The 14,167-nt window shown below is 51.3% G+C and carries 11 protein-coding genes; 8 read left to right on the top strand and 3 right to left on the bottom strand.

Features of this window, described 5'->3' with window-relative positions:
• Positions 1 to 380 precede the first annotated feature (380 nt).
• The 3 genes from sbmA to Dpoa2040_RS10830 form a co-directional block, all read right to left on the bottom strand.
• The gene (gene sbmA / locus Dpoa2040_RS10840) at positions 381 to 1,616 is read right to left on the bottom strand and encodes a peptide antibiotic transporter SbmA (RefSeq protein ID WP_168641247.1); all 1,236 of its coding nucleotides are present in this window, start codon (positions 1,614 to 1,616) and stop codon (positions 381 to 383) included.
• 291 nt (positions 1,617 to 1,907) lie between these two features.
• Entirely contained in the window at positions 1,908 to 4,016 is a 2,109-nt protein-coding gene (locus Dpoa2040_RS10835) for an FHIPEP family type III secretion protein (RefSeq protein ID WP_168641246.1), read from the bottom strand.
• A gap of 3 nt (positions 4,017 to 4,019) precedes the next feature.
• Complete coding sequence (locus Dpoa2040_RS10830) at positions 4,020 to 4,289, bottom strand: hypothetical protein (RefSeq protein WP_168641245.1); 270 nt, start codon at positions 4,287 to 4,289, stop codon at positions 4,020 to 4,022.
• Positions 4,290 to 4,610: 321 nt separating this feature from the next.
• Here Dpoa2040_RS10830 and Dpoa2040_RS10825 point away from each other — a divergent pair, with 321 nt between their 5' ends.
• The 8 genes from Dpoa2040_RS10825 to Dpoa2040_RS10790 form a co-directional block, all read left to right on the top strand.
• Positions 4,611 to 5,165, top strand: a complete 555-nt coding sequence (locus tag Dpoa2040_RS10825; protein WP_042870779.1) for an RNA polymerase sigma factor — start codon at positions 4,611 to 4,613, stop codon at positions 5,163 to 5,165.
• Positions 5,166 to 5,422: 257 nt separating this feature from the next.
• Complete coding sequence (locus tag Dpoa2040_RS10820) at positions 5,423 to 6,886, top strand: PAS domain S-box protein (RefSeq protein ID WP_168641244.1); 1,464 nt, start codon at positions 5,423 to 5,425, stop codon at positions 6,884 to 6,886.
• A 32-nt stretch (positions 6,887 to 6,918) separates the two neighbouring features.
• A complete protein-coding gene (locus Dpoa2040_RS10815) occupies positions 6,919 to 7,560 on the top strand; it encodes a response regulator transcription factor (protein WP_042870775.1) in 642 nt (213 codons plus the stop codon).
• A gap of 394 nt (positions 7,561 to 7,954) precedes the next feature.
• Complete coding sequence (locus tag Dpoa2040_RS10810) at positions 7,955 to 8,938, top strand: sigma 54-interacting transcriptional regulator (RefSeq protein WP_168641243.1); 984 nt, start codon at positions 7,955 to 7,957, stop codon at positions 8,936 to 8,938.
• Between the two features lie 376 nt (positions 8,939 to 9,314).
• Positions 9,315 to 9,746: an HrpE/YscL family type III secretion apparatus protein gene (locus Dpoa2040_RS10805; RefSeq protein WP_168641242.1), complete on the top strand. Its 432-nt coding sequence runs from the start codon at positions 9,315 to 9,317 to the stop codon at positions 9,744 to 9,746.
• A 225-nt stretch (positions 9,747 to 9,971) separates the two neighbouring features.
• Complete coding sequence (locus tag Dpoa2040_RS10800) at positions 9,972 to 11,282, top strand: lytic murein transglycosylase (protein ID WP_168641241.1); 1,311 nt, start codon at positions 9,972 to 9,974, stop codon at positions 11,280 to 11,282.
• A 485-nt stretch (positions 11,283 to 11,767) separates the two neighbouring features.
• A complete protein-coding gene (locus tag Dpoa2040_RS10795) occupies positions 11,768 to 13,444 on the top strand; it encodes a ShlB/FhaC/HecB family hemolysin secretion/activation protein (RefSeq protein WP_168641277.1) in 1,677 nt (558 codons plus the stop codon).
• Between the two features lie 97 nt (positions 13,445 to 13,541).
• Positions 13,542 to 14,167: filamentous hemagglutinin N-terminal domain-containing protein (locus Dpoa2040_RS10790; RefSeq protein WP_168641240.1), on the top strand; the 626-nt coding region annotated here is incomplete at its 3' end.

Raw genomic sequence — 14,167 nt, 5'->3', positions numbered from 1 at the left:
TTTTTTTTATTCTGCTTATAACTTGTTCAATAATTTCGTGTACTAGTTATGAAAAGCATTTAGGTCATCTTGTCTGGCCTTTTTTCAAAAAATTATTCTAAGACAGCCTGACTAAGTCATATTTTTTCATTCTATAAGCGAGGCGAAAAATAATGTTCTGCTCTCTATTATTCGTCAGAAAATATTCGTCAACAAATCACGTTTGCGGTAGTCAAATATCGTCACATGATAGGAACTCATGACGCGACTCATTCTGAGGCTGGCTATTTGGTGGGAACAGGGGGAAGTGGTTTTCGGTTGTGCATTTGTCGGACGCCAGTATGGGTTAATACGTTAGCGAACCGGTATTCTGCGCTGCTTTTCAACAGCGCAGAAGCGAGTTATGCATCAGACGCCGGGGAGAGCGCATTCGCCGTGTCGGTCGTGATTGGCAGATGAATGACCGATTCGAAACTGCGCAGGCGTTTATAAATCGATATCAGCTCCACGATGGTGGTCCAGGAGTTAATCAGGTACTGGAATGAGCTGCGTACCTGATCGAACACATTAGTGATTTGCGTCATCAGGCCGAGGGTCAGACTGCCTGCGACAATAGATGGCAACAGCATGATGATGCCAAAGATGTTGTCGGTTTGCAGATAAAGCACCCGTGCGATATTAAAGTAGGTGTAGTGGAAGTAGAGGCGGAAATAATTTTTCCGTACGTTGCTAAATAGTTGCTTGACCGTAGGTGGTGTGGCACGGCTGGCATCGTCCTCGCCATACACCAGCTCTTTACGATAGGCGGCTTCCACCCGCTGATTATTGAACCCCAGGCCCGGAAGTTTGATGCCGATCAGCGCCAGCAAACCAGTACCCGCCAGCGACCAGACGAGAGCCGCAATCACCAGACCGTAGGGAATTTCGCCGATTAACGGCAGTGATTTAACATGAGATGAGAGGCTTATCAGCACCGGTAAAAAGGCAATCAGCGTCATCAATGATTTCACCAAATCCACTCCCAGGCTTTCCACTGTAGATGCGAAACGCATGGTGTCTTCCTGAATACGTTGCGCCGCCCCTTCAATGTGGCGCAATGCCTGCCAGTGTGAGGTGTAATAGTCATTCATGGCAGTACGCCAGCGAAAGACGTAGTGGCTGACGAAAAAGAGATTCAACACACCCACGGTTACCGCGGTTAGCGCAATACCAAGGAAGATCAGCAGTTGCTGGTAAAATGCCTGGATGGTTACCGCATTAGGTGTGCTCAGCGCTCTTTGGATCAGATCGTAAAAAGGGACGTACCAGTCGTTGATTGCGACCCCGACCTCTACCGAGAAATAGGTAACGAAAATAATCAACGAGGTGCCAAGAATTGACCAGCGCTGCCAGGGATGCGGATGTAGCCATACCCAGACGCCAGCGAATAGCCCCACACACAGCAGGTAGTAGCCATAGAACCACAGAAAAGCGGGTGACAGAAACCGAATCGCGCCTTGTGGTAGCGGCTGACTGATGTGCAGCAGGTTATCACCCAGCGGGCGCCCCCAGCTATACCAGATGACGACCGCCACCAGCGACCAGATCAGCGCCGAGGAAAAAAACAATTTGGGGTTAGGAAAGAACGACTTGAACATAAACGCACTTTTTTCCGTAAAATTTATCCATAAAGCAGGTTAACTGCTTTAACAGCAAAATAGTTAATCCAGCCGCAGGATTATATTGAAACGATTTTTGACTGTGGTGTGGTTTTCTTTACGCAGCAGAGAATGTCATGCCAATCACAGCAACAGCGGCTGTCGTCATCCGAATGGCATAACCTGGCTGGGCGACATTGATCAGCGGTGTAGTCGTGATAATTACGTGACAATGTCACTTTTGTGGTATCAACGTCATAGTGGGTCGATACCACATGCAAACATGTTGCTCTATTCCAATCGATTACCGGGGTCAACCTTGTTGCGAAGGTCGATGTGGCCTGCGACGTTAATCGACAGGTAGGATTCCAGTTCGGTGAATGACAACACCGGCACGTGATGAAATTCGTCTTGCAGCAGAATACGCAGCGGACTGCGCAGGTCTTGCGCCACCAGAATGAGCGATGATGACGGAATTATCGCCGGGAATATGTGGCGCAACTGGTTGTGTAACGTGGTGCTGTAGCGTGAAGGCAGTGCACGGAAGGTTTTACTTTGCGTCTGGAGTAACTCGTCACGTAGGAGTTCTTCGGTTTCCAACGTCAGCAGCCAGGCGGTGAGTTGATTCCCCTGACTATACTGGCGGCAAATCTGGGTTTTTAGTTGCAACCGCACGTAGTCGGTGAGGGCGTTGATGTCGCGCTCATGCTGACCGATGTCGATCAGCGCTTGTGCGATCACCTGTATCGAACGCAGCGGCACCCGCTCCGATGCCAATCGCTGCAGCACGCTGGCGAAGCGCGATAGCGGCATGGTGCGCTGTAATTCATCCGCCAGTGTAGGGTGTTCATCTTCCAGCCAGACGAGGATCGATGTGGTTTCCTGCAGGCCAATAAACTTTGCGCCGCTACGATGAATGGCATTCTCCATGCGACTAAGGATTAGCGCGTTTGGACTCCAGGCATCCAGTTCCGGTTGTTGTAACAACGGGTGTTCTGGCGTCAGCCACAACAGGCCTTGTTCATCGCGGGCAGGCAGCCCGGCAATGATACTGGCGTCCTGCGTATCTTCCGGCAATTGTCTGCGTGGCACGGCCAGCAACGGCACGCCGAAGCTGGCTCGCAACTGCGGAATTTCGTACACGCAGAAGCGGAACTCATCCTCCGGCACGTTGGCGTTGAACTCAATATCGAACGATGGCAGCGTAAAGCCAAATTGATACATCAATTGGTGGCGCAGGTGGAGAATATCCTGTACCAGCACCGCTACCGCCTCCGAACCCTGCCATACGGTATGGAACTGCAACAGGTAGGCACGCGCCGGGTTAAAACGACGTAGATCCTGAGTGCCGTGTGGTTCGGCGGGCTGGTTATTGCTCGCCTGTCGTGAATTCTGTAATTGATTCGATTTTTCCCACCACATCTGGAACATGCCGTTGCTGAACAAAGCCAGGCTGATGAGCAGTAGCATCAGTGCGGGTATGCCGGGTAACAGTGCGGCCATCAGAGCACCCAGCGATAAGATAATCCACGTTTTAGGTTGGTGGGTCAGTTGCCTGATGAGTTCACGGCCAATGTTGAACGTTGTTTTCTGTCTGTCGGCTGCGGCATAGATGATGATAAGCCCCGCGGTTAGTGACGTCAGCAGCGCCGGAATCTGTACGACCAGACCTTCGCCGATGGTCAGCGCCAGAGAGATGTGTAGGGCATGACCAGCAGCCATGCCGTGTTGCAGTATATCGAGGGTGAAACCACCTATGATGTTGATGAATACGATCGCCAGACCGACAATCGCTTCTCCTTTAACGAGCTTCATCGCCCCTCTTATCGCACCAAACAGTTGGCTCTCATTACCGATGCTTTGCCGCCGCTGACCCGTTTGTTGGGAGCCGAACAGCCCGGAGTGCAAGTCGCTGTCGATATACATTGGCGTGCTGGACGTTTCATCCAGCATCAAGCGTGCCGCCACTTCCGCTACATGATCCGACCTTTTGGTAATGACCAGAAAGTTCACTACCGTCAGAATCAGAAAGAGCAGCAGACCGACTGTCAGGCTATCGCGTACTGCAATATGACCCACGGCTTTTACCATCTGACCCGCGTCCTGTTGCAGCAGGATATGGCGGGTGATGGCGATGGACAGTGACAGCCGAAACAAGGTGGTCAGCAGTACCAGTGCCGGGAATATGGCGAAAGCCAACGGTTTGGCGAGGTAGATTGCCAGTCCGGCCAGCAGTAACGACATAACCATGTTAAGTGCAATCAGCATGTCGGTCAGGCTGGCCGACAGGGGAAAGAGCATCATGAGCATGATCGCTATGACAATCACGATACCTGCCGCCTCGGTGCGCTGCATGGCGTTTATGATAAAGCGGTTAAGCCAGGTAATGAGTACAGCCATTGGTTACCTCTGATTCCTGGCTCGTTTGTTTATCGACCTGGTTTCATTCATCAACCTGGTTTCGTCCATCGATGTAGTTTTATACATTGACGTAGTTTTATACATTGATGCAGTTTTATCCATCAATGTAGCCTCAACCATTAATGCAGCTTCATCCAATGCAGCGTTATCGTTGGCGCTAAGATGGATCAATCGTAGGGATTGTTTCATTGCGCTCAACGTGGTGTTGAGCGCAAAAGAAACATTGTTGAGTAAAATATCGTGTGAAATCATGGTACTTGTCCTGCCTGAAGCATCCCGTTGCTTTAATCGTGTACGGTTATGTGGCATGACTTGGAAACGAGTTCCCATTAAATGACGTAAGTCAGTAATAGATAAATGGTTGTTATTATTTTTTAAGAAATCATTTGATTGATTTCTTATGCAAGAGTTTGCAATTCAGGCTGAGTTTTATCTGCAACAAGTGGCACGAAAACCCATTTCATTACTAAATAAATCATTTAATAACATTAAGTTAATTGATTTTAATTGACTGGTACGCCCTTTGCTCTCCCGGATGCGTCAATGCGTGCGTAACAATGGAAAGTTAATGAAATGGAAACGATTACACTGAAACAAATAAAAACGTCTCAACCTCAAACGCCTGCCAATACTGTGAACTGGGAGCAAGTTTTTCGCCTGCATGGCAAGCGATTGCAAAATTTCATTCGCAAGCGCGTATCGAACCGTGAGGATGTGGAAGATTTACAGCAGATGACCTATCTGGAGGTGCTGAAAAACCGTGAAAAGTTCGCTGGCACTTCACGCCCGGAAACCTGGGTATTTGGTATTGCTCTGAATTTGGTGCGCAACCACTTCAGGCAGGTCCGTCATCGTTTTCGTGAAATCAGCGATGATACGCCCGAAGTGGCGGAAATCCTGTCGATGGACATCGATCTCTGTCGTATGACGGAGTGTGAACATGCGCTAAGCCGTACGCTGACAGCCAGTGCGCACCTGCCAGAGGAAACGCGTAAAATATTAATGATGCTGTTGGATGCGGATATCAGTTACCAGGATATCGCCGATCAGCTCAACATTCCTATTGGCACTGTACGTTCGCGTCTCTCCCGCGCCAGGGGGTATCTAAGACAAGTCATTGATGTATAAGATTAATTTCCGTGCGGTAACGGGCATGGGGTTCGCTTATTATTGCCATGCCTTGTGAGGGCCTCTCCCCTGGGCTGATGGAGGTGAAGGAACCTGCCAGTCAGTATCAGGCTGCAAACCGCCACCGTGCGTCGTGGCTGGGCAGCCTAACCGGGCCGCAGGTCACTTTCCCCGAAGGTGCTCCCTGCGGCTTTCCTTTCGCTGTCGGTTCCCGGTTTTTGGGAGCTGACAGGCTTAGCGATAGCAAGGAGATGGCCATGTTATATACCCCTACTTCCCCACAACCCTACCATCTGGATGATGTACCGCCGCTGGCGCTGGTGGATTTCGCCTTTAGCCGGATCAAGGATGCCATTTATATTGTCAACGATGTGGCACAGTTTTGTTATGTGAATGACGAAGCTTGCCGCATGTTGGGCTACAGTCGCCGTGAATTTCGTCGTATGCGGGTGCAGGACATAACGCCCGACTGGAAAAAAGAAGAGACGAACCGTCACTGGTATGATCCGCATTGCGGGAAAAGTGAACTGACGGTTGAAACCCGGCATAAGACCCGTCTTGGCATCGTGTTACCGGTAGAAGTCAGTGTGAATCATTTCCTGCATAAAAGACGAAAATACAGTATGTGCGTAGTCAGGGATATTCGGGAACGCCAACATATCGAACAATTAGCCTATGCCCGCGAGCAGGAGTTCAGGACGCTGGCGGAAAATATACCGGCTCTAATCATACGCTTTGATCCACAGCTCAATTGCCTGTATGCCAACCCTGCCACATTGGCGTACCTGCGTTTTACCGCTGAGCAGGTGTATGGGCGTCAACTGACGGATTTACTGCCGCACTCCCGCTGTGTTGTGCACATTCTTCAGCGGGTACAACAGGTGGCAGACACGAAAAAGAGCATTGAAGATGAGCTGGAGGAAGAGAGCGACGCGGCAGCGATGCATCACCGGGGGAGTTATCATCTCCGCTGTGTACCGGAATTTGACCAGAACGGTAGCCTGACGTCGATCCTCGCTGTTGGGCACGATATCACGGTCATTCGCTATACTGAAAAAAAGCGTGAGGACGCTCAAATGCGTTTGCTGGCGCGTCAGCGTGAACTCTCTCGTGAAGAAGAACGTAAACACATCGCCAGAGAGATCCATGACGAGTTGGGACAGCTCCTGACATCAATGCGTATGAGCCTGTCGCTGATGTGTATGCAGTTCACCCGTGACAATCCGCCAATGCTAACGCAACTACAGAACCTGATGGCGTTGTCCGATAAGACCATTCAGGTGGTGCGACAGGTGGCCACCCGGTTACGCCCCAATGTGCTGAATATGGGTTTAACGCCGGCGCTGGAATGGTTGCGCGATGACTTTATCCGGCAATACGGCTGCCCGTGCCTGCTGCGAACACCCGCGTCGGAAGTGGTGTTGAATGACGAATGCGCTACGGCGGCATTCCGGGTAGTACAAGAGTCGCTCACTAATATTGCCCGTTATGCCGAAGCGACACAGGTCGTGATTGCCCTGGAAAAGCGCGAAGGCGTGATTGTGCTGAGCGTGTGCGACAACGGTAAAGGATTTGACACTCAAAACGGTAAACCTCATACCTTTGGCTTGATGAGCATGAAAGAGCGGGGCCGAATGCTGGGAGGTGAAGTAATAATAGAAAGCCAGCCGGGAGCCGGTACGCTGGTTCGGCTGACGTTTCCGCAGGAGACTGCTGCGTAGAATAGTTTTCTCTGGAGAGTATAAAAACACGAATGGACAGACTGATAAAACTGATGATCGCCGACGATCATGTGATTATGCGCGAAGGATTAAAGCAAATCTTTTCATTAGACGAGAATCTGGAGGTGGTGGCTGAAGCGGGTACCGGTTCGCAGGTGCTGGCGCAACTTAGGGAGCATCAGATCGATTTATTGCTGCTGGACATGAGTATGCCGGGTATTTGCGGCGAAGAGCTGATTATGCGTATTGTGGCGCAGTATCCGCGTTTGCCCATTCTGGTGTTAAGCATGTATAGCGAACCGCAAATCGCCCTGCGGGTGCTGAAAAGTGGGGCGCTTGGCTATATTGCCAAAGATAAGGACCCGGAAGCGTTATTGTCGGCTATTCGACGGGTGGCGCAGGGAGGGCGCTACATTGACCACAATATTGCCGAGCAGATTGTGTTTGCAGATTGCCAGACCCGTGGCGGCGGTCGTCGTGAACTGCTGACCTCACGGGAACACCAAATCATGGTGATGCTGGCTCAGGGATTAGGGGTCAACACCATTGCTGAAACGCTGGCCATCAGCAATAAAACCGTTAGCACCCATAAATCGCGGTTAATGGAGAAAATGCAGTTCACTACGAATGCCGACATTGTGAAGTATGCACTAAGCCAGCGTTTAATCGCCTGATTAATCGATTGTTGTCCGCCCTCTGTCATGACCTTGCGTCAATACCATGCCATGACGGAGGGGGACTCCCTCACCTTTCATTACCGGCATTATTACCCACATCATCGTACCTGTTGGTGCAGGGAGTAGGATTATTCCTACTTTTTGCTCTGAAATTCCTACTATAACTTCAGCGGTTGGCTGATGGTTTGTTTGGCTGTTGGCAGTAATGCTTACGCACACCATCAATGCGTTGTTAAAACGCTCAAATTTATCGCAATTGACCGTTACGACATCGTCAAAATGACGGTGATGGGTGTCAAATCAGGGTCGTTGCCAACATTTTGCTCGGTTCTGTATAGGTTATGCCCTGACAGTTTGAGAATGGAATACAGAAAAAAGTACAGGAGTTGTCATGACGATAAGGAATAACAATGAACCCTCGCAGTCACATCATTGTGTCTCCCATGAGTCCTTGTTAACCCTTCCGCAGGAAGCGGAAGATATACACGGATCGCTATCTTCTCTCATCCACACTATCGCCCCCCTTAATGTTGATATCGTACTGGAGGGTGAAACCGGCACCGGCAAAGATACGCTGGCGAGCCGCATTCATCAGCTTTCCGGTTGCGCCGGCCCGCTGGTGGCGGTGAACTGTGCCGCTGTACCGGAAACGCTGGCAGAAAGTGAGTTGTTTGGCGTGGTATCCGGGGCTTATACCGGCGCCAGCCGCTCCCGCGCCGGGTATCTTGAAACCGCTGATAAAGGCATTCTGTTTTTGGATGAAATAGACAGTATGCCGCTGACGCTACAGGCCAAATTGCTGCGGGTGTTGGAAAGTCGCGGTATCGAACGTTTAGGCAGTACTCGATTTAAACCGGTGGATATGCGGGTGATTGTCGCTACACAAACGCCGTTGCGAAAATTGGTGGAAGAGGGGCGTTTTCGGCGTGATCTCTACTTCCGACTGGACACGGTAAAAATTCAGTTGCCGACATTACGTTCGCGTACGGAGATCATTCTGCCGTTATTTCAGCGCTTTTTGCATGAAGCCGCCACCCGCCTGAAACGACCATTGCCGAAGGTATCCGCGACCATTCAGGAACAACTATTGATGCATAGCTGGCCTGGCAACATTCGTGAACTCAAAGCCGCTGCCGAACGCTGGGTGCTGGGATTGTCGCCCGTGCCAATGGCGGTTGATGGTGGTGAAACAGAAAGCGATGCGCCGCTGACATCGCTGAAGATGCGGTTGCGCCGCATTGAGCGCTTCCTGATTCAGGATGCGTTGCAGCGTAACGATCATTGTATCGATACGGTGGTCAATGAACTGGGGATTCCCAAACGTACGCTTTATCATCGCATCAAGTTGCTGAATGTGGCGGCGCGCGGACTGTAATTTATCGAATGGTGTGTTATTGCCGACGAATTGTTTGTTATTACCAGGGAAAAAGTGAATATCTTCCGTCATGGCCTTACGCCGCTTCTGGCTGATATTTATCAAAGAAGAACGGATGCATGATGGCAGCCATTTGCACGAATTGGCTTCAGGGATTTAACGTGTGCAGCCTGAAACAGTTGCCTTAAAACAGTGCCTTAAAACATTGCCCGTTGGCGATATTGCCAGCCTGTGTGGCGCTCATGCGTTGAAAAGGAGTGAAAGGCGTGAATAGCCGTGAATTGTAAGCCAGTATCGGCACAAAATAGTTTACTAACTAAACTATTTAGCGGTAAGTTATCAATTCTGAACATTATCAATATCAGGGAGTGAGGGCATGTTGGGCAGACGGTGTTTAAAACTGGTGGCGGGTTTGGCTGTGCAGGAAGCAGAATTGATCCGGATTGGGCAATGTCAGGAATATAAGGACCAGGCTGCCGTGGGCGAAAAATCCCGGCTACAGGTGGATGCGATGACTCAGACTCTCAACATCGCCCCCAGGGTCGAATGCTACCCGGCACTGTTGCGTGAACTGCTGCGTACGCAGGGTGGAGAAGGGCGTGGCACGCTGTATTGTCACCCTGAGCGTCAGGCTGATGTCTCCGCCTGGTTAGCCGAGCACAGCCACCTTGGCTGGACATTAAACAATGACAATGCTCTGGCACAGGATACCCTGAAACTGATCACCGCACAGGGCGTGATGACCCTGAGCTGGCAACGGGTGGTAACACATCGTCTGACGAAGACGGAAACGTTATCGTTAAATTGAGTTGACTGATGATAGCGTGAGAAGCCTGTAATATGTCGTTACTAAAGCATAACTAATACTACCGATAACCTCAGTCAGTGACACTTATGTCACAGGATGTCTGTATCTTCCCGCATGTTACTGCACTATTACTGTAAGAGTGTTGCACGATTCCATGGCTGTGCCCGACAACGATGCTTCGGGCCTGCTTTTGGCATATCTCTATACTTTTAATGGAATAGTCAAATGGTTAATAACAGAACATACACCTTATCGATGAGGTCAATGGCGAAGGCGATAATGTTGCTGCTCGGCACAGGCGTGTTAAGTTCATGCGCCCACCATGGTTATTCGCATGAATGCCAAAATATTGATAGCTTGCTGAAATCCCACGGCATTACTGATTCACCAACCGGGCTACCCACACCGGATGAAAGTTTTGAGCAATGGAAAGCCGAGGTGCGTCAGGATGCCCTTTCTCAGGGGATTACGGCTGACACCTTTGATAACGCGTTTGCCGGCTTGACTCCGGATAGTGATGTAGTGGCGGCCACGCAAAAACAGCCAGAGTTAGTTACGCCGGTGTGGACCTATATTGAACAACGGGTGACGCCAGATAACATTGCGCAAGGGAAAGCGTTACTCAAGCAATACGCGAAGGTGACGGCGCGTATCGATCAGCGCTATCAGGTAGAGCCGCCATTGCTGTTTGCTTTCCTCTCCATTGAAAGTAACTATGGTGCTAATACCGGTGACAAAGCGGCCATTCGCTCACTTGCCACGCTGGATTACTACAATTACCGTCGGGCGTTTAACCGGCAGAATTTGATTGCGGCGTTACGCATGATTCAAAACGGCGATGCGCAACCGCAGCAAATAAAAGGTTCCTGGGCTGGCGCGATGGGAATGCCTCAGTTCATGCCGACGTCTTACCTGCAATACGCCGTGGACTTTGATGGCGATCACCACCCCGATATCTGGACGTCGTTCCCCGATACGCTGGCGTCGGTGGCGAACTATATGCAGAAGGCCAAATGGAAAGCGGGCGTACCCTGGGGATTTGAAGTGAATCTGCCCACTGATTTTGATTATTCGCTTTCCGGTATGGATAACCAGAAAACCATCGCTGACTGGCAGGCGCTGGGGGTAAAAGCCGCAGTGCCCAGAGATCTGGCATCGCTGTCTGCTGAAAATGCCTCAATACTGCTGCCGGTCGGGAAGAATGGCCCGGCGTTTCTGGTAACCGGCAATTACCGCGCCATCCTGCGTTATAACAACTATATGTCTTATGCGTTGACCGTTGGCTTGCTGTCGGATAACTATCAACGCGATACGCCGGTGCTCAAGCCCTGGCCGCGTCAGGAAACGCCGTTAACACGCAAAGAACGCGAGGCGCTGCAAATCCTGTTACAGGAAAAGCAGCTTTATCAGGGAACAATCGACGGCAACATTGGCCCAGAGACGACGCGGGCGATTCGTGCTTACCAGCAGCAGCAAGGGCTACCGGCGGATGGGTATCCCGATCATGCCTTGCTTGACAGGCTGCGTTGTCGTTAACGCCGGCATTTAGCCTGTGGTCACAATATCGTGCGCCGTTTTTACCAGCAGTTCGACGCACGATATCTGATGCGCTCTACCATGCCGCTTTCGCGGCGGCATTCACCTGAATTCCCCATGCTCTGCATGTTTCCATATTTTTCTCCGTCTGGGGGATTGCCCGAAAAGTCAGCTATGTAAAATGAAGCGTGGCGCAGATATCTCACACGGGAGGATTTAAAAAGTAAACAACCGTTAAATTCGATGAGGATGTGATTTCTCCTTGGTTACATTTTATTTCATTATATCACTCTGTGTTATTAGTTATTTTTAGGTTTTATTTTTATGTGATTAACTTTTTTATTTTTAAATCAATGAATTAATCGTTATTTTATTAGGAGGTTATGTCAGCTGAATTGTAAGTTTTTGTATTGTTTTTGAAATGATTTCACATTATTATTCCGCCGATTTTTTTACCTTTTGTTTCTATTACATGGATGTGCATGATGCCTGTCAGCAGCAGGAAAATTGGCCTGATCGCTTGTTTTTCCCTCATCGGTTATACCACCTCTGCGTTTTCTGCGTCGTTGAGTCCGGCGGAACGAAATGACATTCAGCAACGCCAATCGGAAGTGATTGAGCAATCTCGCCAGCAGCGAGAAGCGTTGCAGCAATTAAACGATATCGTGCAGACGCCATTAAAAGCGGATAACGCGCCGCACGGTCCCTGCTTTACCCTGCACGAGATTCACTTTAATCACAGCACGCTATTACGCCCACGTGACCAGGCGGCGCTGACCGCGGGTTACCTTAATCGTTGTAATAATCTCGAACAGATCAACCAACTGGTGCATGACGTCAGCAACTGGTATATCCAGCGTGGCTATATCACCAGTCGGGCATTTTTGAGCGAACAGGATCTATCCGGCGGCGTGTTGCAACTGGAGATCCTCGAAGGTCGGTTGGAAACGATCACCATCAATAACCACACCGAACGCATGACCCGTACCGCGTTTCCGGCACGGGAAGGGGAGATCCTGAATCTGCGCGATATCGAACAAGGTATGGAGCAGATGAACCGTATGCCGTCTCAACAGGTCACGATTGAGATCCTGCCGGGCAGCAAGCCGGGATATTCGGTGGTTAACCTGACCCGCGAAGCTCACCTGCCGTTTAGCGTCGGCCTTACCTTTGATAACAGCGGCCAAAAAAGCACCGGTGAAGAGCAACTCAATGGCAGCCTGACATTAGATAACCTGTTCGGCTTTGCCGACCAGTGGTTTATCAGCGGTGGTCACAGCAGCCGTTTTGCCACCAGCCACGATGCTGAAAGCCTGCAAGCAGGTTTCTCCATACCCTATGGTTACTGGAATCTGGGTTACAGTTATTCCCAAAGTCGTTATCGCAATACCTTCATCAACCGCGATTTTCCCTGGCGTTCTACCGGTAACAGCGATACCCATCGGCTATCGTTGTCTCGCGTGGTGTTCCGCAACGGTACGATGAAAACCGCTATTGCCGGTACGCTCAGCCAGCGCACCGGCAATAACTACCTCAATGGCGCGTTTTTACCATCCAGCAGCCGCAAGCTGAGCAACGTGTCGCTTGGCGTCAATCACAGCCAGAAATTGTGGGGCGGACTGATGACCTTCAACCCTGCCTATAGCAGAGGGGTTCGTTGGTTTGGGGCGGAAACGGATGCGGACAACAGTGCGGATGAACCGCTGGCAGAGTTCAATAAATGGACGCTGTCGGCCAGTTATTATCGCCCCATAAGTGACAACGTCACTTATCTTGGCAGTGTATACGGCCAATACTCGGCCCGTGCGCTTTACGGCAGCGAACAACTGACGCTGGGCGGGGAATCTTCCGTGCGCGGATTCCGCGAACAATACACCTCCGGCAATCGGGGTGCCTATTGGCGTAACGAACTGAACTGGCAGGTATGGCAGTTACCGGTGTTGGGCAACGTCACCTTCATGGCGGCTGTTGATGGTGGTCACCTCTATAACCATAAACAGGATGACGCGACGGCGGCCTCATTATGGGGGGGCGCCGTCGGCGCGACCGTTGCCAACCGCTGGCTGAGCCAACAGGTGACGGTAGGATGGCCGATCTCCTACCCGTCATGGTTGCAACCCGACACCATGGTGGTGGGTTATCGGGTGGGACTGTCGTTTTAACATGCGCAACGTATAACCACTATTTTCACTTATTGATTAGTTTCAATGCATTAAACGCATTGGGTTTTTCATACAGCAAATTTTCAGGAGTTCAGGGATGAAAGCGGTGAAGTCGTCGCAGCGAGTCATGGTGTGGTGTCTGGTGTGGCTGACGGGGCTGCAACCGCTGCTGCCGGCATGGGCGGCAGGGGTGACGGTGGCGTCAGGGAACACGACGCTGGAGGCAGCGGGCAACGGCGTGCCGGTGGTGAACATCGCTACGCCGGATGCCGCCGGCCTGTCTCACAACCGCTATCACGACTTCAACGTGGACAACCGCGGACTCATTCTCAACAACGGCACGGCGCAGCTCAATCCGAGCCAGCTGGGCGGTCTGCTCCAGAACAACCCCAACCTGAACGGACGTGCCGCCTCGGCGATTATCAACGAGGTGGTCTCGCCGAACCGCAGCCGGCTGGCGGGCTACCTGGAGGTGGCGGGTCAGGCGGCGAGCGTGATGGTAGCGAACCCATACGGCATCACCTGTAGCGGCTGCGGCTTTCTCAACACGCCGCGTATCACGCTGACCACCGGCACCCCGCAGTATGACGCAGCCGGGGTGCTGAGCGGTCTGGACGTGCGCGGCGGGGACATACTGATAGACGGGGCGGGGCTGGACGCGAGCGGGAGCGACTACATTGCGCTGATAGCGCGCACGGCGAGCCTGCAGGCGGGGCTGAGTGC

Source organism: Dickeya sp. CFBP 2040, assembly GCF_012273755.1.
GTDB classification, from domain to species: domain Bacteria; phylum Pseudomonadota; class Gammaproteobacteria; order Enterobacterales; family Enterobacteriaceae; genus Dickeya; species Dickeya poaceiphila.
Note: the sequence above shows the minus strand (reverse complement) of the source record. Positions and strands in the feature narration are given on the sequence as shown.